Origin of the sequence: Parabacteroides goldsteinii (genome assembly GCF_020091425.1) — a bacterium.
Taxonomy (GTDB): Bacteria; Bacteroidota; Bacteroidia; order Bacteroidales; family Tannerellaceae; genus Parabacteroides; species Parabacteroides goldsteinii.
In genome coordinates this window covers 712216-731871 of the sequence record NZ_CP081906.1, presented here as the reverse complement: position 1 = coordinate 731871, position 19656 = coordinate 712216, and the positions used below count along the sequence as shown (strand labels likewise).

19 protein-coding genes are annotated in these 19656 nt (G+C 43.7%); 9 read left to right on the top strand and 10 right to left on the bottom strand.

Annotated features, from left to right (window positions below):
* Nucleotides 1–180: 180 nt before the first annotated feature.
* Both K6V26_RS03960 and K6V26_RS03955 read right to left on the bottom strand, forming a co-directional pair.
* Nucleotides 181–2562, bottom strand: a complete 2382-nt coding sequence (locus K6V26_RS03960; RefSeq protein WP_224264638.1) for an ABC transporter permease — start codon at nt 2560–2562, stop codon at nt 181–183.
* 12 nt (nt 2563–2574) lie between these two features.
* Complete coding sequence (locus K6V26_RS03955; RefSeq protein WP_224264637.1) at nt 2575–3273, bottom strand: ABC transporter ATP-binding protein; 699 nt, start codon at nt 3271–3273, stop codon at nt 2575–2577.
* A 214-nt stretch (nt 3274–3487) separates the two neighbouring features.
* Here K6V26_RS03955 and K6V26_RS03950 point away from each other — a divergent pair, with 214 nt between their 5' ends.
* Both K6V26_RS03950 and K6V26_RS03945 read left to right on the top strand, forming a co-directional pair.
* On the top strand, nt 3488–4840 hold the full coding sequence (locus tag K6V26_RS03950) for a sigma-54-dependent transcriptional regulator (RefSeq protein WP_224264636.1): 1353 nt from the start codon (nt 3488–3490) through the stop codon (nt 4838–4840).
* Nucleotides 4837–6048: a sensor histidine kinase gene (locus K6V26_RS03945; RefSeq protein WP_224264635.1), complete on the top strand. Its 1212-nt coding sequence runs from the start codon at nt 4837–4839 to the stop codon at nt 6046–6048. Before K6V26_RS03950 ends, K6V26_RS03945 begins: the two co-directional genes overlap by 4 nt.
* Before the next feature lie 150 nt (nt 6049–6198).
* On the opposite strand, the gene rpmA is transcribed toward K6V26_RS03945, so the two are convergent.
* The 6 genes from rpmA to K6V26_RS03915 form a co-directional block, all read right to left on the bottom strand.
* Complete coding sequence (gene rpmA, locus K6V26_RS03940; protein WP_186958798.1) at nt 6199–6465, bottom strand: 50S ribosomal protein L27; 267 nt, start codon at nt 6463–6465, stop codon at nt 6199–6201.
* 22 nt (nt 6466–6487) lie between these two features.
* Nucleotides 6488–6805, bottom strand: a complete 318-nt coding sequence (gene rplU / locus K6V26_RS03935) for a 50S ribosomal protein L21 (protein ID WP_122328672.1) — start codon at nt 6803–6805, stop codon at nt 6488–6490.
* Nucleotides 6806–6944: 139 nt separating this feature from the next.
* Nucleotides 6945–7535, bottom strand: a complete 591-nt coding sequence (locus K6V26_RS03930; protein ID WP_122328673.1) for a Maf-like protein — start codon at nt 7533–7535, stop codon at nt 6945–6947.
* An 18-nt stretch (nt 7536–7553) separates the two neighbouring features.
* Entirely contained in the window at nt 7554–8075 is a 522-nt protein-coding gene (locus K6V26_RS03925; protein WP_007657803.1) for a KdsC family phosphatase, read from the bottom strand.
* Complete coding sequence (locus K6V26_RS03920; RefSeq protein ID WP_007657801.1) at nt 8068–8835, bottom strand: Rossmann-like and DUF2520 domain-containing protein; 768 nt, start codon at nt 8833–8835, stop codon at nt 8068–8070. Before K6V26_RS03920 ends, K6V26_RS03925 begins: the two co-directional genes overlap by 8 nt.
* Entirely contained in the window at nt 8832–9386 is a 555-nt protein-coding gene (locus K6V26_RS03915; protein WP_007657793.1) for a nitroreductase family protein, read from the bottom strand. Before K6V26_RS03915 ends, K6V26_RS03920 begins: the two co-directional genes overlap by 4 nt.
* 145 nt (nt 9387–9531) lie before the next feature.
* On the opposite strand from K6V26_RS03915, the gene K6V26_RS03910 reads away from it, so the two are divergent.
* The 6 genes from K6V26_RS03910 to K6V26_RS03885 all read left to right on the top strand — a co-directional run bounded on the left by K6V26_RS03910 (nt 9532) and on the right by K6V26_RS03885 (nt 16674).
* A complete protein-coding gene (locus tag K6V26_RS03910) occupies nt 9532–11946 on the top strand; it encodes a TonB-dependent receptor (RefSeq protein WP_007657792.1) in 2415 nt (804 codons plus the stop codon).
* A gap of 200 nt (nt 11947–12146) precedes the next feature.
* Nucleotides 12147–12557 carry a methylmalonyl-CoA epimerase gene (gene mce / locus K6V26_RS03905; protein ID WP_007657779.1) on the top strand — a complete coding sequence of 137 codons (411 nt, stop codon included), beginning with the start codon at nt 12147–12149 and terminating at the stop codon, nt 12555–12557.
* Between the two features lie 37 nt (nt 12558–12594).
* Complete coding sequence (locus K6V26_RS03900; RefSeq protein ID WP_007657778.1) at nt 12595–14148, top strand: acyl-CoA carboxylase subunit beta; 1554 nt, start codon at nt 12595–12597, stop codon at nt 14146–14148.
* Between the two features lie 22 nt (nt 14149–14170).
* Nucleotides 14171–15055: a lamin tail domain-containing protein gene (locus tag K6V26_RS03895; protein WP_046147543.1), complete on the top strand. Its 885-nt coding sequence runs from the start codon at nt 14171–14173 to the stop codon at nt 15053–15055.
* 22 nt (nt 15056–15077) lie between these two features.
* A complete protein-coding gene (locus tag K6V26_RS03890; protein WP_046146586.1) occupies nt 15078–15509 on the top strand; it encodes a biotin/lipoyl-containing protein in 432 nt (143 codons plus the stop codon).
* A gap of 4 nt (nt 15510–15513) precedes the next feature.
* A complete protein-coding gene (locus K6V26_RS03885; RefSeq protein ID WP_046146585.1) occupies nt 15514–16674 on the top strand; it encodes a sodium ion-translocating decarboxylase subunit beta in 1161 nt (386 codons plus the stop codon).
* Nucleotides 16675–16764: 90 nt separating this feature from the next.
* On the opposite strand, the gene K6V26_RS03880 is transcribed toward K6V26_RS03885, so the two are convergent.
* Entirely contained in the window at nt 16765–16905 is a 141-nt protein-coding gene (locus K6V26_RS03880; protein WP_165364434.1) for a hypothetical protein, read from the bottom strand.
* 272 nt (nt 16906–17177) lie between these two features.
* Between K6V26_RS03880 and K6V26_RS03875 the strand changes: the two genes are divergently transcribed.
* Entirely contained in the window at nt 17178–18920 is a 1743-nt protein-coding gene (locus tag K6V26_RS03875; protein WP_224264634.1) for an ATP-binding protein, read from the top strand.
* Between the two features lie 35 nt (nt 18921–18955).
* On the opposite strand, the gene tsaB is transcribed toward K6V26_RS03875, so the two are convergent.
* Nucleotides 18956–19651, bottom strand: a complete 696-nt coding sequence (gene tsaB, locus K6V26_RS03870) for a tRNA (adenosine(37)-N6)-threonylcarbamoyltransferase complex dimerization subunit type 1 TsaB (RefSeq protein ID WP_224264633.1) — start codon at nt 19649–19651, stop codon at nt 18956–18958.
* Nucleotides 19652–19656 lie beyond the last annotated feature (5 nt).

Here is a 19656-nt window from a genome sequence, read left to right as displayed (position 1 = left end):
CCTGATCGATAGAATACGATCCACTCCTGACTCTTATGGAAATATCACCTGATGATAAATCCATAAAAGACTGGAGCGAACGTAAATGGGCGTTATGACAGGACTTTACTTCAAAAACATAGGCAAGTGAACAATAAAGACTATATCCAAAGTCTGTACATACTTTCTCTTGGATACGAATTACTCCGTCTTTATAGACTTCACCGGATTGTTGAGAGCCGCTCTTAACGATTGGAAACTAACCGTCAGCAAAGCAATCAGGGTTATCAGCAAGGCCACTCCTGCAAAAATATCCCAACCGAGTGTAATCCGGTAGGCATAATCCTTCAGATAGTGGTTAGCGGCATATAAAGAGACAGGAATACCTATTACAAAAGAAATAAGTAAAAGTACCATATACGCTTTTCCCAACAAAAATAGTATATCTATTATTTTAGCCCCCAATACTTTGCGGACACCAATTTCCTTTGTTCGCTGTTCGGCAGAAAAGGCACTTAATCCCAGTAACCCCAAACAGGAGATAAAAATTGCCAGCATAGCAAATAAGGCAGACAACTTTTCTACCAGATGTTCATCCTCAAACAAATCATCGAAACGGTCGGTCATAAAGGTCGGCTCAAACGCATGATACGGTGTAAAAGAACGCAATACCGTCTGTACCCGCCCTATCGCTTCATACGTATCGATATCCGGTTTCAGACGAACAAACAATATATACGTTCTTTGAGGATCATAGAAAAACAAAGCAGACGCCGGCTCAAGTGTATAAAAATCATCGAACACGAAATCTTTCATAATACCAACTATCTCCCATTTGTGATCAGGCGACTGGCCGATTTGTCCTCCTACACGGCCTTCCCTTCCCATTCTTTTTGCCAGAGTCTCATTGATAAGGATTCCTGCCCCTCCCTTATTATTTTTCTTAGCCGGATCGATATCCGTTCCGTCAAGCAGTTTTATCCCGGCAGCATCTATCAAACCTTCCGACACAAAATTAAAAGAAATATAGGCATCATCTTCCGGATCTTTTCCATTCCAATACCAGGGATTGGTACGCATACTCGATTTCAGAATCGGACTGGCTGAAAACCCACAATTTTCTACTACACCGGTATTGATCAGCTCATTCCGCACAGCCGAAGACGCATTACACAATTCTTCGGTAGCCGGAAAACTTACCAGATTTTCTTTTTTTATTCCGATATCCCGTTTTTGTACCAGCTGTATCTGAAGATAAATAACAAAAGTACTACAAATCAGGATAAATGCCATCGTAAATTGAAAGATAACCAACCCCTGACGTATCCATGCGGCACTTCCCCCTTTACTCACTTTCTGCATTTTCAGCGTAGTCAACGGATTGAAAGAGGACAGATACAACGCCGGATAACTACCGGCCAGAAAAGTACAAAACAATCCGATCGCCACCAGTCCGGTCACAATCGTCGGATCGAGCAGACTAAAGGATAATTGAACGCCTATAAATTCATTAAACCAGGGAAGACTCAGCCAGATCAATCCGACCGACAGCAAAAGAGCTATCGATGTTATCAGTCCCGATTCTACCAGAAATTGCCGGATCAGGTGTTTTCGTTTGGTTCCGAAGGTTTTCCGCACACCGACTTCCAACGCCCGTTTTTGGGAACGTGCAGTCGATAGATTCATAAAATTGATACAGGCAATCAGGAGTATCAACACTCCGATCAGAAAGAAAAGGGAGACAGTCTTTATGTAGCCGCCACCAGTTTCTATCCCATCTTTAAACTGACCATACAAAAGCATTTTATTAAGAGGATAAAGGAATATCTGAATACTCTCACAAGCCGGCCCGGCTTTACGAAAAGCGAGTCCTTTCAGCTTCTCATTCAACTGCTCCAGATCCACTCCCGGTTCCAACTCGACATAAGTTTGCAGCCAGGAAGCCCCCCATTCGTTTACATTAAATACTTTTTTCATTTCCTCTACGAAGACACGAAAAGGTATCAGCCATTCAAATTGGAACGAAGTATTACCGGGCATATCCTCAAACACACCCGTTACTTGATATATAACTCCTTCATGAATCAGTCCCTTTCCTATCGGATCTTCTTCGTTATATATCTTTCGAGCCATCGACCGGCTGAGGACAATGGAATATTGCGGTTCGAAAACGGAAGAGGCATCACCACTTATGAACTTCATACCGATCAGATTAAAGAGAGTGGAATCGGCATAAGCTCCCTTTTCTTCAAAAGAGTCTGTTGTATTTTCAGGGACAAAAATGACTGGCTGAGCACTATATCTGCTACAACTCTTCACTTCCGGAAATTCGTCCTCCAAAACTTTTGACAGCATAGAATTTGATTCGAAGCTTGTTATACATTCATTCGAGACAGGAAAATAATGAGATGCACTGACATATATATTTCGGGAATTAGGGATTGCCTTGTTGAAATTCACTTTACTTTCCACCCAAAGAAAGATAAGTGCAGCCGAAGTAATTCCGATTGCCAGCCCCAGGATATTCAGAAAACTATATATTTTATTCCGGAAAATAATCCGGAGAGATCTTCTTATATTCATTGTGTAAGTTTTTTAGTTTGCGGTATAAGCTAATTCTTTCAGGAAATTTTCCGAAACAGGTTTCCCATCCAGCATATGAATAATCCGGTGGCTGTAACGGGCATCGTGTTCACTGTGTGTTACCATAACGATCGTGGTTCCGGCATCATTGAGCATAGTCAGCAGATCCATTATTTCCAAGCCGTTGCGACTATCCAGGTTTCCGGTTGGTTCATCTGCAAGAATCAGTTTCGGATCATTGACAACCGCCCGGGCAATCGCCACACGCTGCTGTTGTCCGCCCGAAAGCTGCGACGGGAAATAGTTACGGCGATGATTGAGAAGAACGCTTTTCAAGGCTTTCTCTACTTTCATTTTACGGAGGGAGGCTTTCATTCCGCAATTTTCCAACGGCAATTCGATATTCTCAAATACAGTTAACTCCTCTATCAGATTGAAATTCTGGAAAACAAAACCGATATTCTCCCTTCGCAAATCGCAACGTTTGTCTTCACTTAATCCGGTAACCTCAACCCCATTAAAAAGATAGGAACCCGAATCAGGATCGTCAAGCAATCCCAGTATATTCAGCAAAGTAGATTTACCACATCCCGACGGTCCCATAATGGCAACAAACTCATGTTCCTTTACATGAAGCGACATATTATCCAAAGCAATTGTCTCCACCTCTTCCGTCCTATAGACTTTCCTCAAATCATTTATTTTAATCATAGTCTTATGAATAATTTAGCATGTTACATATAAATCCGGAACAATTGATATGCCAAAACAGCAATCCCCAATATATTAACCCATTAACAAAACGACCGCCCTTGAATAGTGTCCATAAACGGACACCTTATGTCTGCCTACAGACAAAAAACAGGAACAGCTTGGGCATTCACTCCATTCTTGATATATTTGCAACCTACTAACAAGAGTAATTATGAACTTACACCAGGCAAATATACTGATTGTTGATGATGATAAAGACGTTCTGACCGCCGTACGTTTTTTGCTGAAGATGGAAGTGAAAACAATACTGACAGAAACAAACCCGGACAACATTCATAAGCTGGTCACAGAGAATGACATAGACATTATTTTGTTGGATATGAACTTCAGAAGCTCCATCAACACCGGCAACGAAGGTCTGTTCTGGCTGAAAGAAATAAAGAAACGGAAACCTTCCCTGTCAGTCATTATGATTACAGCCTATGCAGATATAGACCTGGCCATCAAAAGCCTGAAAGAAGGGGCAGCCGACTTTATCGTCAAACCCTGGCATAACGAGCATCTGCTGAATATCCTGTCGGAGACGCTTCGGAAACAGGCAACTCCAGACAGTAAAGAGAAAACAAATAAAAGAAATACTGATATAGAGATTATCGGAGACTCGGAAAGCATGCAGCTTTTGTTCCATAAATTACAAAAGATAGCACCTACCGATGCAAACATATTGATCCTGGGAGAAAACGGAACAGGAAAGGATCTCGTTGCCCGCTACATCTATCAGTCATCCCTTCGCCGGAATCAGCCATTTGTAAAAGTAGACGTAGGTTCCCTGACGGAAACCCTTTTCGAGAGCGAACTTTTCGGACATAAAAAGGGAGCATTTACAGATGCACGTGAAGATCGTACCGGTCTAATCGAGGCGGCAGACAAAGGAACACTTTTCCTGGATGAAATCGGAAATATAACTTTGCAACAGCAGGCCAAACTGCTGACCGTGCTGCAAAACCGTGAAGTAACTCGCCTCGGAGCCAATACACCGATGCCGGTAGATATCCGTCTGCTGTCAGCAACCAACCTGCCATTACGGGAGTTAGCCAACGAAGCAAAGTTTCGTAAAGACTTGATTTACCGAATCAATACAGTAGAGATAACCGTACCGCCTCTACGTGAACGAGGCGAAGATATTATCCTGCTGGCAGAACATTTCCTGAAAATGTATGAGAAAAAGTATTTCAAACAAAAGTTCCGTTTAGCCGACTCAGCCAAAAAGAAACTGATGCTGTATCATTACCCCGGCAACGTACGCGAGCTGCAATACACCATAGAAAGAGGCGTTATCATGGCCGACAGCGATGTACTGAAAGCGGAAGACATCACCTTCTCTCCCTTAGAGCAACAGAAAGAAAATGCCCAACCGATACCGACACATAATCTGGATGATCTGGAAAAGACAGCCATCGAACAGGTCATTCAAAAACATAACGGAAACATATCGCAAGCGGCAAAGGAACTGGGATTAACCCGGGGAGCCTTATACCGCCGGCTAGAAAAACACGGACTATGACGATCGCCCTATCCATCCTAATCGTTATACTTCTGCTATATATAATATATGTACGCAGGAAAACAAAACAGGATATCGACGAATTTGCCGAGTCCATCATTAACAGAGATTTTTCAAGGGAATCCCCCCGGTTCCAATCTATCACGGATGCCTTCCTGAATCTGGCGGCCGAGAAAGAAGCGCAGCAGCATTACCTGAAAGAGATGCTGGAACTGGTCGATACAGGTATCCTCGCCTATGATGTAGAAACCCATGAATCACTATGGATGAATGATTCTTTTACGACCCTGCTCAACATTCCTCATATCAAGAATATCAACTGGCTGAAAAAGCAAAACGAAAACCTTTTCAATGAACTGCTCGATATCCCGGTAAACAAAAGTACCCTGATAACGATCCATGCCCGGAAGCAAACCATCAAAACAATGACAAACGCTTCCGTCTTTCAAACCGGAGGGAAAACCTACAAACTGATTGCCTTCCATAATGTAAGCGCAACGATGGAAGAAGTCGAATCGGGTGCCTGGAAAGGATTACTCAATGTAATGACTCATGAGATTATGAATTCTATCGTCCCTGTCTCATCCCTCTCGGATACGCTCAGAAGAAAAATACATACATTGAAAGAAAATGTATCCGAACCGTCTACTACGGATCTGGAAGATATGGAACTGGCGATGGACACAATTCACCGGAGAAGCGAAGGCCTACTGCGCTTTGCCGAAACCTATCGTAATCTAAGCCAAAAGATAGTACCTGATATGAAATCATATAATCTCTATGATTTGCTGAGTTCTGTTCATTCCCTGATGAATCCTTCCCTTCAACAAAAAGGGATCGCTTTCACGCTAAAAACAAACGCTCCGGAAGTCACCGCCTTTATGGACAGGGATTTGATAGAACAGGTTATCATCAATTTTATAACCAATGCCACCTATGCCACAAGTGAAAAAGAGAATCCGCAAATACATCTTTTCTCCGGGTATGACTCAGAAGGACATCCTTACCTCACCGTTGCCGACAATGGCAGGGGCATCCCCGACTCAATCCGCGACAAGATTTTCATTCCATTTTTCAGTACCAAGAAAAACGGCAACGGCATCGGCCTGAGCATTTCCCGGGAAATCGTCAAACTGCATAACGGAAAGCTGCACGTGCAAAGCCAGGAGAAAGAAGGAAGTGCCTTCACTATTTTATTCAGTCCCTAAGCCAGCATTTGTTTCATTAAGAAGAAACAAGTGTTTCTACCGCATGAAACAGTTGTTTCCCCTGCATGAAACAGGAAGCGAAACCACATAAAAAAAGCGAAACCTCCTTTCGGAATTCCGCTTTTCTTATTTTCTTCGAGTAAAGCTATCTTATGCTTCTGCTACAACTTCCTGGATAGAAACGAATGATCTGTTTTCTTTACCTCTACGGAAAGTAACAACACCATCTTTCAAAGCGTACAACGTATGATCTTTACCGATACCAACGTTTTCACCCGGATGATGAACAGTACCTCTCTGGCGAACCAAAATGTTACCAGCTTTAGCAACTTCACCACCAAAAAGCTTAACACCTAATCTTTTACTTTGTGATTCACGGCCGTTCTTTGAACTACCCACACCTTTCTTATGTGCCATTTCTTCTTTTCTCCTTTAAACGTTAAGCAACAATTTCTTTAATACTCACTTCAGTGAACTGCTGACGGTGACCGTTCAGTTTACGATAACCTTTTCTTCTCTTCTTGTGGAAGATCAGCACTTTATCACCTTTTACCAGCGGAGACAGTACTTCACATACTACCTTTGCGCCTTCTACTGTAGGAACACCTACTTTTACATCACCATTGTTGTCAACCAACAACACTTTGTCAAACTCAACAACAGCACCGCTTTCTGCGTTCTGAATGTGCTGAACGAACAATTTCTTACCTTCTTCAGCTTTGAACTGTTGTCCGTTAATTTCTACGATTACGTACATCTGTCTTTTTATATTTAAACAGGTTATGTCCCGGGGGTGGATACATATTCCATATCACTTGTTTACCCTCTGCGGAATTTCAGACTGCAAAAGTACTGTTTCCGAATATATTATGCAAGAATTGTCGTAATTTTTTTATCTAAAACTTTTTCAATTCCTGATACAACCGTTGCACCGGCAACCCCATTACATTATAGAATGAGCCGTTGATAGCCTCTACCCCGACATAACCGATCCATTCCTGTATCCCGTAACTACCGGCTTTATCGTACGGACGGTATTTATCTACATAATAGATAATGTCATCCTTTTCAAGTTTGGAAAAGGCGACTGCCGAAGAGACGGAAAAAGAAACCGTTTTCTGTTTAGTCGTCAGGCAAACGCCGGTGATGACTTCATGTACATGGCCCGACAGGTGGCAAAGCATCTCGATTGCTTCCTCACGGTCGGCCGGTTTACCCAGGATACGACCCGGTTGTCCATAAGTGACGACAATCGTGTCAGCCGTAATGAGCAATTCGTTATCAGTCATTTTTTCCAGATACGCTTCTGCCTTTTTACGGGCGATATAAGCAGGTATCTCGTCTGCCGTCAAGTCATCAGGATATGATTCGTCAATGCCGGGAATTACTTCGACCTCGAATTTGAGGTCAAGTCCGGCCAATAATTCTTTTCGCCGGGGTGAGTTAGATCCCAGCACGATTCGGTAATGTTGTAGGTTAGTCAGCATAATTATTTTTCATTGTTATTACCATCCGAACGCTTCTGCGCTCATCCAATGTCCTTGTGCTTTCATTGTTTGTTCTATCACATCACGGGCAACACCCTCGCCCCCTTTGCATAAGGAGATATATTTCGCTATTTGCTTGATTTCCGGGGCTGCATCCGCCGGAGCAACCGGCAAGCCTACCCGCTTCATCACATCATAGTCGGGGATATCGTCTCCTGCATACATGACTTCTTCAGGCGTCAATCCCGTCTTTTGCAGGAAATCATTGAAATCGTGTATCTTTACAGCACTCCGCATATATATATGTTCAATACCCAAGCGGGAAAAACGGATTTGCACAGCCTCCGTATAGCCACCGGTAATAATCCCGACCTGGTAACCTTTCTTTACAGCCAGTTGCAGGGCATAACCGTCTTTGATGTTGACTGTGCGCATCGGATCGCCGTTGGGATGAAGTGATACCACATCGCACGACAGCACACCGTCTACATCAAACACAAACGCTTTTATCTTTGTCAGGTCATAATTGATACTACTCATTTTGGGCCTCCTTATGTATACTTTGGCTAAGAAGCCGGTAGATCGCTTGCATATCCGGATCGTCCAGCATAGCCAGGTGTTTATTGATCACATTTTCATCATACCGGATTGCGGGCCCGGTCTGAGCCGCAGCAGGCGGCATGGAATGTATTTTCGATACTGTCTCATCGATAAGCGGCAAAAGGACATCTGCCGGAATGGATTCGTTTTCCAGTAACTTATAAGATAATGTATAAATATGATTGGTAAAATTACAGGCAAAGACAGCCGCCAGATGCAAACTCCGGCGTTTTTCCGAAGACATGAAACGAACATTCTCAGAAAGGGCGCTGGCTATATTCTTCAGATAATCCGCATTCTTATCCGTGTTTGCTTCCAGAAAAATGGGAATCACATCAAAATTCACATTCCTTCCCTTACTGAATGTCTGCAAAGGATAAAGGACTCCGAAACGTTGGGCATATCCTTCAAATACACTCATCGACATACTTCCTGCCGTATGGACCCACATACCGTTATTCGGTTTGACCTTCGATATTACATCCGACAAGACAGTATCCTTCAGTGAAAAGACATACAGATCGCCATCTTCCTGTAAAGCGGATAAATCATTCGTCCACGGACACCCCAGTCGTGTTGCCAACTGACGGGCACTCGCCTCTGTATGGCTGTACACCTGACCAATCTGCATACCAACCCGTTGCATAGCGAGCGACAAACGTGTCGCCAGATTTCCGGCTCCGATAAAAACTATTTTCATGCTTCCTTGTTTTCTTCCGGCATTTTATAAGTGCCCAGGTGAATCTTTTCCCATTGCAAATGAGCTTCATCAAATGGTTTGCGCTCCTGGTCCTTATAACCGAAACCGATAATCGAGAGCACCTCCAGCTGATAAGGAATATCCAGCAGGCTACGGACATACACATTGGCGTCTGCATCATCTTCCGTCTGCCGGTTACGTATCTGGCACCAACAGCTGCCCAGACCCAGATCTTCCGCCTGGAGTTGCATATAGATAGAAGCGATCGAGGCGTCTTCCACCCAGACATCGCTATCCATTACATTCGCCATTACCACAACAGCCAGTGCACAACCTTCAAGAAACGAAGCTCCGGCCGGCTTACAACCAGCCAGTTTTTTCAACATTTCCTTATCTTCCACCACAACGAACTGCCAGGGATTTTTACGCTTGGAAGCGGGTGCCATCAAAGCTGCCTTTAAAATCATTTCGACTTGTTCAGGTGAAAGCAACTGGTCGGTAAACTTACGCGTGCTTCTTCTATTCTTTATCAGTGTTGCAAAACTCTCCATTTTTATCTTATTTTGTAGCTGTTAATTAATCATCTTCATTCTGTAAGGAAGATATTTCTGAACAGGACAAAGATAAATATTTTTTACACGCTGAATATACGCTTCCTTCATTTTTCGCGTTAGTAAAGCTATAACATTATTAATTATGAAGATTCGTGCGATAGCTGCACTGCTATTTATATTAGTTTCAATCAGCGCTTTTGGACAAAAGCATGTTAAAATCACGGGATATGTTCGGGATGCCGACGGTAGTCCGCTTGAACTTGTGCTTGTTCAGATAAAGAATACGCTGAACGGGGCAATGACCAATGAAAAGGGTTACTATTCGATCACCACGTCGCCGGGCGATTCCGTAGCGGTTATTTTCTCTTGTCTGGGATATAATAAGGCAGAACGTATTCTACCCAGCTTGCAACAGGACATGCGGCTGAATGTACAGATGAACTACACGAGTATCGACCTGGGGGAAGTTGTTGCTGTAGGTACCCGTTACCAAACCAGTACCCTTCAAACCATGAATGCAGACCGTGTCAAGCTCCTCCCCGACCCTGCCGGCGGAAGCATCGAAAGTCTCGTGGTCACTTTTGCCGGAGTTTCATCCAGCAACGAATTAAGTTCCCAGTATTCGGTTCGCGGCGGTAGTTACGATGAGAACATAGTATATGTAAACGGCCTGGAAGTATTCCGCCCGTTACTGATCCGTTCCGGCCAGCAGGAAGGTCTGAGCTTTATCAATCCCGACCTCACCGAAGCTGTCAACTTCGCAGCCGGAGGATTTGAAGCACGGTACGGAGATAAAATGAGCTCTGTTCTTGACATCACCTATAAAAAACCCAAGTTATTTGAAGGATCGGCCTCCGCCAGCTTACTGGGAGCAAACGCCTATGTGGGCAGTTCCATCGGCAAGTTCACACAAATAACCGGTGTTCGTTATAAGACAGGACGTTCGCTACTAAAAACAATGGATACGGACGCCGAATACCAACCGGATTTCGTCGATCTGCAATCATACATGACTTATCAGTTAGCTCCGAAATGGGAAGTAAACTTTCTGGGGAACCTGGCGTCCAACACGTTCAAATTCACCCCGCATAAACGGGAGACAAACTTCGGTACGGTAGAAAACGCCCAACGATTTGAAGTGTATTTCCCCAACAGCCGCGAGCGGGATAAGTTCCAGACAATCTTCGGCGCACTGACCTTGAAACACAATCCGAACGAGAAAACAGAACTGGGCCTTCAGGCATCCGCTTTCTCCAGCAAGGAAATAGAAACCTACGACATCACCGGCGAATACTGGCTGGGTGATGCTACAACAGAAAACGACAATAACCAGAATGCCCTTGAAATAGCCCGCTACCATGAGCATGCCCGCAACCGTTTAAGTTCAACCATCATGAATGTAGGACATTACGGCAGCAGCAAGATCAAAAACAACACGCTGAAATGGGGAGCCACCGTACAGATGGAAAAGATAAACGACCGCATCAGCGAATGGGAAAAACGCGACTCGGCAGGTTACTCACTTCCTCAAACAGGGAACGGGGTAAACGTGATCTCCAATCTTTATTCGGACAATGATTTGTCGACTACCCGGATATCGGGATATTTGCAGGACGTTTTCAAGTTCCGTACCAAGCAAGGTATGTTCACACTCATCGGCGGTATCCGCGGAAGCTACTGGAGCTATAACAAAGAATTCATTTTCAGCCCACGCGTTTCTTTAGGTTTTATCCCTAATTTCGATCAGAATCTGACCTTCCGTGCAGCGACAGGTATCTACTACCAGTCACCGTTCTATAAAGAACTACGAACCACCGTGCAGGATGCCGCAGGCAATGATATTATCGAACTGAACAAAGATATCAAATCGCAACGTTCCATCCATTTCATTCTCGGTGGCGATTATACGTTCCGGGCAGCCGACCGCAACTTTAAAGTCAGTGCCGACCTCTATTACAAGAAACTGGACGACCTGATTCCTTACACCGTCGACAACGTAAAGATCCGGTACTACGGAGAGAACTGCGCCAAAGGCCATGCAATGGGTATCGATGTTAAATTCTTCGGTGAATTTGTACCCGGAACCGACTCATGGATCAGCTTCTCGCTTATGAAAGCAGAGCAAACAATCCGTGACATGGTAACCGTTCCCATGCCCAACAGCCAGGGATATAACGTATCGTTATTCTTTCAGGATTATTTTCCCGGATACAAACGTGTAAAACTGAATCTGAAAGGCGTCCTCTCCGGCGGACTTCCTTTTATTGCACCACGCACGAAATACGAAGATGTGAAGAGTACTTTCCGCACGCCGGCCTACAAACGTGTCGACCTCGGTTTCTCTTACCAGCTGGCCGGAGGAACCGATGCGATCATGGACCGCGGAGTCTTTCGTCACCTGAAAAATATCTGGATCGGAGTGGACGTATTTAACCTGTTCGATATAAAAAATGTCAGTTCCTATTACTGGATCACCAACATCGACAACCAGCAATATGCTGTACCGAATTACCTGACAGGCCGACAACTCAATGCACGACTGATAGTCGATTTCTAAGAATATGCCAATAAGATAATTTGCCAATATGCCGATAAAAAACAGGATTTGCCAATGAGAAGTCAAGGCTTTCATTGGCAATTTGGCATATTGGCAAATTGCCAAATTATTATTAATGAAATATTTCTTGATTCTTCAAAAAGAATGTACCTTTGCCATCAAAACAAAAAGCATTTATCAATTATTAAATTCTTATTGACATGGAAATTACACATATTGAACATCTGGGAATTGCAGTAAAAAGCATCGAAGCTTGTCTGCCGTATTATGAAGAAATTTTAGGCATGAAATGCTACAACATCGAAGAAGTTGCTGACCAAAAAGTAAAGACTGCGTTCTTTAAAGTAGGCCAAACAAAAATCGAATTACTTGAACCGACCAGCGAAGACAGCACTATCGCCAAATTCATCGAAAAGAAAGGCGAAGGTATTCACCATATCGCATTTGCTGTACCTGATGTACAGGCTGCATTGGACGAAGCTGAATCAAAAGGTGTCAAACTGATCGACAAAGCTCCCCGCGGTGGTGCAGAAGGTCTGAACATTGCATTCCTTCACCCGAAATCAACTTGCAGCGTATTGACAGAACTTTGCATGCCGGGTAAAAAATAATTAATCAGTTCATTTCTAACAACAAATCAGAAATACAATGAGTAACCAACTTGAAAAAGTAAAAGAGCTTATCGCTCTTCGCGAACAAGCCCGTTTAGGTGGTGGAGAAAAAAGAATCGAATCTCAGCACAAGAAAGGCAAGTACACAGCACGCGAACGTATCGCCATGTTGCTTGACGAAGGTAGTTTCGAGGAGTTTGATATGTTCGTTCAGCACCGTTGTACTAACTTCGGTATTGAAAAAACAAAATTCCTGGGTGATGGTATCGTAACCGGATATGGTACGATCGACGGCCGTCTGGTCTACATCTTCGCACAGGACTTCACCGTATTCGGAGGAGCTTTGTCAGAATCACTGGCCATGAAGATTTGTAAGGTAATGGATCAGGCCATGAAGATGGGTGCCCCTGTCATCGGCTTGAACGACTCAGGTGGAGCACGTATCCAGGAAGGCGTTAACGCCCTGGCAGGATATGCTGAAATCTTCCAGCGTAATATCCTTGCATCCGGTGTTGTACCTCAGATTTCAGGTATCTTCGGTCCGTGTGCAGGTGGCGCAGTTTATTCTCCGGCGCTGACTGATTTTAACATCATGACACGTGGTACCAGCTACATGTTCCTGACAGGTCCGAAAGTAGTAAAAACCGTTACCGGTGAAGACGTAACTCAGGAACAACTGGGTGGCGCAAGCGTACACACAACCAAATCGGGTGTTGCCCATTTCGCTGTCGACACAGAAGAAGAAGGTCTGCAACTGATCCGCAAATTGCTCAGCTTCCTTCCGCAGAATAACCTGGAAGAAACTCCGCTGATCGAATGCAAAGACCCGATCGACCGTCTGGACGATGTATTGAACGACATCATTCCTGACAACGCAAACCAGTCATATGACATGTATGAAGTAATCGGCACAATCGTTGACAACAACGAATTCCTGGAAGTACATGCTGATTATGCTAAAAATATTATTGTTGGTTTCGCACGTTTCAACGGCCAGTCTGTTGGTATCGTAGCTAACCAGCCGAAAGTAATGGCAGGCTGTCTGGACAGCAACGCTTCCCGTAAGGCAGGCCGCTTCGTCCGCTTCTGCGACGCTTTCAACATTCCTTTGGTAACATTGGTAGACGTACCGGGATTCCTTCCGGGAACAGGCCAGGAATACAATGGTGTAATCCTTCACGGAGCCAAATTGCTTTACGCTTACGGCGAAGCAACTGTGCCTAAAATCACTGTTACATTGCGTAAATCTTACGGTGGTGCTTACTGCGTGATGAGTTCTAAACACCTGCGTGGCGATATGAACTACGCATGGCCGACAGCTGAAATCGCAGTTATGGGTCCGAGCGGTGCTGTAGAAGTTATCTTCGCAAAAGAAGTTGCCGCATCCGAAGATCCTGCAAAAGCAACAGCCGAAAAAGAAGCAGAATACAAGAAGGCATTCGCTAACCCGTACAACGCAGCTCAATACGGTTATATCGACGATGTGATCGAACCGCGTAATACCCGTTTCCGTATCATTCGTGCTTTACAACAATTGCAGACTAAAAAGTTAAGCAATCCTGCTAAGAAACATGACAATCTGCCTCTATAATTCTTAAAACAGGAAAATGAATATGACTAACAAAAGATTTGGAGTATTGCTGCTGTTCATCCTGCTCGTATCATTCGGGGCACAGGCACAGCGTGCAACCTCCATGCGAATAAATGAAGTGCTGGTCATCAACGAAGATAATTTCGTTGACGACTATGGCAAACGTCACGGCTGGATAGAATTATTCAATACTTCTGCCGGAACGGTTAATATTGCAGGTTGTTTCTTGACAGACGACAAGAACAATCCTAAAAAATATCCGATCCCCAAGGGTGACGTACTAACTCAGATCCCCCCCCATCAACACACTCTGTTCTGGGCGGATGGTGAACCTAACCGTGGTACTTTTCATGTCAATTTCACGTTAGACCCGTCAAAAGAAAATTATATAGCACTTTATGACGCCGATGGTAAATCCTTGATCGACGAAATAACAATTCCGGCTGCACAAAAACCGGATGTTAGCTATGGTAGAATTATTGACGGAAAAGAAGAATGGGCACAACTCACAAAAGTGACTCCCAGCACAAACAACCTGACGTTAGATTCTAACGAAAAGATCGAAAACTTTAAGACAAATGACTCTCTGGGTATCGGTATGACTATTACAGCTATGGCTGTTGTTTTTCTAGGCTTGCTCCTTCTTTTCCTGATCTTCAAACAAGTCGGAAAAGCAGCTATCGCAGCCAGCAAACGTAATGCTCAGAAAGCAGGGGCACCTGTTAATGTAAATACACCGGACGAAGTTTCGGGCGAAGTTTTTGCAGCAATCGCTACAGCTTTGTATGAAATGAGTGATGACAATCACGATATCGAACATACAGTGCTTACAATCCGCAAAGTTCGTCGTGCATATTCTCCATGGAGTTCTAAGATCTATAGTTTACGTGAAACTCCCAGAAAGTGATTATCTCTAAAAACAAACAAGAATGAAAAGTTTTAAATATACCATCAACGGTAACGTATATAAAGTACACATCAATTCAGTGGTCGACGATATCGCTGAAGTAGAAGTAAACGGTACTCCTTATAATGTAAAAATGGAGAAACCGGCGAAGAAACAAATGGTTACACTCAAACGTCCGGCACAAGCTCCTACTACAGCCAGCGGCGAACCGGTTGTTACTCGTCCGGCAGCATCTACAACCCAGGGCGCCGTTAAGACTCCGCTTCCAGGTGTTATCCTGCAAATCAAATGCAATGTAGGCGACACTGTGAAGAGAGGACAAACTTTACTTATCCTCGAGGCTATGAAGATGGAAAACAACATCAACGCTGACCGCGACGGTAAGATTATTGAAATTAAAGTACATAAGGGAGACTCCGTACTGGAAGGTGCTGATCTCGTCGTAATCGGATAAGAGTATGCAAGAGAGTTTTTTATCATTCCTGGGTGACAACCTACAGTTGTTCCTCACCTATACAGGAGTATATAATGCAACTCCGGGCCATATCATTATGATATTGGTTGGTTTGCTCTTTATATTCCTTGCGATTAAATATGAATTTGAACCCATGTTGCTGATCCCTATCGGATTCGGTATCCTGATCGGTAACATTCCTTTTAAAGATGCAGGGCTTCAGGTAGGTATCTACGAACAAGGGTCTGTACTTAACATCCTCTATCAAGGGGTAACCTCCGGATGGTATCCGCCGTTGATCTTCCTCGGCATCGGGGCGATGACCGACTTCTCCGCTTTGATATCCAATCCAAAGCTGATGTTGATCGGTGCTGCCGCCCAGTTCGGTATCTTCGGTGCTTATATTATCGCTCTTCAGATGGGATTCGAACCGAACCAGGCCGGTGCTATCGGTATTATCGGTGGTGCTGACGGTCCTACGGCTATCTTCCTGTCTTCCAAGCTGGCCCCTAACCTGATGGGTGCTATTGCGGTGTCGGCCTACTCATATATGGCGTTGGTACCTATTATCCAGCCGCCGTTCATGAGACTGCTTACAACAAAGAAAGAACGTCTGATCCGTATGAAACCGCCGAGAGCCGTTTCTTCTACAGAAAAGATCATCTTCCCGATCGTAGGTCTGTTGCTGACTTGCTTCCTTGTACCTTCAGGTCTGCCCTTGCTGGGTATGTTGTTCTTCGGAAACCTGTTGAAAGAAAGTGGTGTAACCCGTCGTCTGGCTGAAACAGCCCGCGGTCCACTGATCGATACAATCACCATCCTGTTAGGTATCACAGTAGGTGCTTCTACACAGGCAACTCAGTTCCTGACACTGAACTCTATCAAGATCTTCGGTTTGGGTGCGTTGTCATTCGTGATCGCAACCTGTGCCGGTGTATTGTTCGTTAAGTTCTTCAACCTGTTCCTGAAACAAGGCAACAAGATCAATCCGCTTATCGGTAATGCCGGTGTATCTGCCGTTCCCGACTCAGCACGTATCTCTCAAGTGGTAGGTCTGGAATATGACCCGACCAACTATCTGTTGATGCACGCCATGGGTCCGAACGTAGCAGGTGTAATCGGTTCTGCTGTAGCAGCCGGTATCCTGTTAGGATTCTTAGGATAATAAAACAAGTGACAGTTGATAGATGGCAAGTGACAGATAAATAGAATCTTTTCTAAATCTGTCAACTGTCACTTATCAACTGTCAACTTTTTATACATTTTGTTCGACCTCCATCGGATTTGTTTCCGGATTAGTTACTTCTTCCAATGTCGTCCCCACAAACAACCATACCATCAAAAGGACAATCGCAATAATAACCCCGATGATCAACCATAGATTTTTCTTTTTCATACCTTCGTAATTCTGATTTTGTTTTATATGAGCATAAAACAACAGAAACAAGTCTTTGGTTTAAAAAGATCTATGAGTAAAATACGAAACCTACTGCCATACTATCATAGTTGACAAATATTCATCCGATTACAAATGATTTAGCACCATACTCTCATACGCAATTCATATAATAATAGACTGTAAAACACAAAGCTGGAATACTTTCTCAAACATTGTTTTATTTGCCGGAATAAACTAACTTTGTCTCTATATCTTAAAAAGCATCCAACATGAGCCAAGTAAAAGGAATACCATACGGAATATCTGATTTCAAACGGTTGAGAAACGAAAACTTTTATTACGTAGACAAGACGATGTATCTGCCGCTGATCGAAAAGATGCCCAGCTACTTGTTTCTTATCCGTCCCAGACGATTCGGAAAAAGTCTGTTCCTTAGCTTGATGCGTACATATTATGATATATTGCAAAAGGATAATTTCGAAAAGTATTTCGGCGATTTATGGATTGGCAGCCACCCGACCGACCAGCGCAACCGCTTTCAGGTGCTTTACTTCGATTTCTCAAAAGCCGGTTGTTCGCAACCGGGAACCGATATGATGACCAGCTTCAACGACTATTGCGGTCTGATCATCAATCAGTTCGCACATGAATATGCATCCTATTACGATGCCGATTATAAAGCTACGATCGAAAATATAGCAAGTGCCAAAGCAAAACTGTCGTACATCGAGATAAAAGCAAAAGAAAAAGGGTATCCGCTTTATCTTATCGTAGACGAATATGACAACTTCACAAACGTCATACTGAGTGAACACGGACAGAAAATGTTTCACGACCTAACACATGCCAGCGGTTTCTACAGGGAATACTTTAAACAGTTCAAAGGGATGTTCGACCGGATTTTCCTGATGGGGGTCAGTCCTATCACTTTGGATGATTTATCGAGCGGTTATAACATCAACTGGAATATCTCGACTGACGAAACTTTTAACGCAATGATGGGATTCGATGAAACAGATGTTCGTGAAATGTTTCATTATTACCGGCAAAACGATATGCTGACAGGAGACATAGATACAATGATCGCAGAAATGAAACCGTGGTATAATAATTATTGTTTCGCACGAATGGCATTGGATAGTGACCGGGTGTTCAATTGTGACATGATTTTGTATTATTTACACAATCAGGTAAATTTCCACCGTGCCCCGGAAGAGATGGTAGACAAAAATATTTGCATAAATTACAGCAAACTAAAAAAGCTAACCGGTATCAACCATAAAAGTTTACACGAAGATAGCTGTATGAATACTATCAAAGATATTGTCGCAAAAGGAGAAGTGCTAGTCGACCTGCACACCTCTTTCCCGGCTGAAAAAGTAATGGATATCGATAATTTCCGAAGTCTACTTTATTACTACGGACTGCTTACTATGTGCGGTACACACGGAAAACTATTAAAAATGTGTATCCCCAATAATTGCGTACGTGAACAATACTTTGGTTTCCTGCGCGATTATTATCAACAGTTTCATACAATAAACCTTTCTCATCTGAAAGATTTAATAGACGACTTCGCTTACGACGGCCAATGGAAACCGTTTTTCGAATCCATCGCCCTCGCCTATCGTGAAAACTCTTCCGTACGTGATGCTATGGAAGGAGAAAGAAATCTGCAAGGTTTTCTGAAGGCATATCTGGCACTCGCTTCTTATTATCTGGTAGAACCGGAACTGGAAATGAATTACGGTTACTGCGATTTCTTTTTATTACCTGACAAAAAGCGGTATCCCGATATCGGACACAGCTACATATTGGAGTTAAAGTACGCTGGACGTACCACCACTGACACGGAACTCGAAACACAAGCAGAAGAAGGACGCCGCCAACTATTACAATACAGTAAAGACAAAATCGCTTTACAGTTGGCCAAAGACACAACACTCCACTTGATACTGCTTCAATTCCGGGGTTGGGATTTGGTTAAGTGCGAAGAAATAGTTCCCTGCTAACAATCATCCACCGGTTGATAGCTTTCAAAACGCTATCATCCCAACACCTTATTCTTAGCGATTGTTGCCTGAAATTCTTTCAGGTAGAACGGCTCGAAGTAGGCGACATCCTCAAACCGACTTTCGGCAAATGCTTTTTCAGACAAGGTTACCATATTAACAGCCAACGGATGGATGTTATCAATAAAGAGCGCATTCGGAGAAGTAATCACCTCCCGACATTTGGCTGCACCGTTCCCAAAGAAACAAACTTTCCCTTTTTCCAGCCAGGAAGCATAAGTTTCTGCATTTACAATATCAGCAGACGTTTCGCGAACCGTCTTCAAATTAACATCATAGATAGTGGCATATACCTCCATCCGACGGGCATCAAGCATGGCGCAATACAAACAGTCGGACGCATTATTTTGCTGCTCCAATGCGGCAACAGCCAACACTTCCAGCGTAGGGATACTGATCAGAGGTATGCCGTAACCGAAACACAAACCTTTGGCGACCGATACGCCGATACGCAATCCGGTATAAGATCCCGGACCGCTGCTGACAGCTACCGCATCCAGCTTCAATCCTTTTTCTTTGGTCACCGCAATAGCCTCTTCCACATAAACACCCAACAAAGCGGCATGCGACGGACCTTCAAATGAACTCTTTTCAAAAAGCACCTCACCATCAGCCGATAAAGCGACGGAACACACCGAGGTTGATGTTTCAATATTTAAAATACAAGACATAATAG

Excerpts from the sequence above, each read along its gene's own strand:
- K6V26_RS03875 (WP_224264634.1), top strand. The coding sequence starts at position 17,178 with ATGAGCCAAGTAAAAGGAATACCATACGGAATATCTGATTTCAAACGG.
- K6V26_RS03925 (WP_007657803.1), bottom strand. The coding sequence starts at position 8,075 with ATGAGTAGTATCAATTATGACCTGACAAAGATAAAAGCGTTTGTGTTT.
- K6V26_RS03900 (WP_007657778.1), top strand. The coding sequence starts at position 12,595 with ATGAGTAACCAACTTGAAAAAGTAAAAGAGCTTATCGCTCTTCGCGAA.
- K6V26_RS03910 (WP_007657792.1), top strand. The coding sequence starts at position 9,532 with ATGAAGATTCGTGCGATAGCTGCACTGCTATTTATATTAGTTTCAATC.
- K6V26_RS03930 (WP_122328673.1), bottom strand. The coding sequence starts at position 7,535 with ATGCTGACTAACCTACAACATTACCGAATCGTGCTGGGATCTAACTCA.
- K6V26_RS03885 (WP_046146585.1), top strand. The coding sequence starts at position 15,514 with ATGCAAGAGAGTTTTTTATCATTCCTGGGTGACAACCTACAGTTGTTC.
- K6V26_RS03955 (WP_224264637.1), bottom strand. The coding sequence starts at position 3,273 with ATGATTAAAATAAATGATTTGAGGAAAGTCTATAGGACGGAAGAGGTG.
- K6V26_RS03895 (WP_046147543.1), top strand. The coding sequence starts at position 14,171 with ATGACTAACAAAAGATTTGGAGTATTGCTGCTGTTCATCCTGCTCGTA.
- K6V26_RS03920 (WP_007657801.1), bottom strand. The coding sequence starts at position 8,835 with ATGAAAATAGTTTTTATCGGAGCCGGAAATCTGGCGACACGTTTGTCG.
- K6V26_RS03960 (WP_224264638.1), bottom strand. The coding sequence starts at position 2,562 with ATGAATATAAGAAGATCTCTCCGGATTATTTTCCGGAATAAAATATAT.
- K6V26_RS03890 (WP_046146586.1), top strand. The coding sequence starts at position 15,078 with ATGAAAAGTTTTAAATATACCATCAACGGTAACGTATATAAAGTACAC.
- mce (WP_007657779.1), top strand. The coding sequence starts at position 12,147 with ATGGAAATTACACATATTGAACATCTGGGAATTGCAGTAAAAAGCATC.
- tsaB (WP_224264633.1), bottom strand. The coding sequence starts at position 19,651 with ATGTCTTGTATTTTAAATATTGAAACATCAACCTCGGTGTGTTCCGTC.
- rplU (WP_122328672.1), bottom strand. The coding sequence starts at position 6,805 with ATGTACGTAATCGTAGAAATTAACGGACAACAGTTCAAAGCTGAAGAA.
- K6V26_RS03945 (WP_224264635.1), top strand. The coding sequence starts at position 4,837 with ATGACGATCGCCCTATCCATCCTAATCGTTATACTTCTGCTATATATA.
- K6V26_RS03915 (WP_007657793.1), bottom strand. The coding sequence starts at position 9,386 with ATGGAGAGTTTTGCAACACTGATAAAGAATAGAAGAAGCACGCGTAAG.
- rpmA (WP_186958798.1), bottom strand. The coding sequence starts at position 6,465 with ATGGCACATAAGAAAGGTGTGGGTAGTTCAAAGAACGGCCGTGAATCA.
- K6V26_RS03950 (WP_224264636.1), top strand. The coding sequence starts at position 3,488 with ATGAACTTACACCAGGCAAATATACTGATTGTTGATGATGATAAAGAC.
- K6V26_RS03880 (WP_165364434.1), bottom strand. The coding sequence starts at position 16,905 with ATGAAAAAGAAAAATCTATGGTTGATCATCGGGGTTATTATTGCGATT.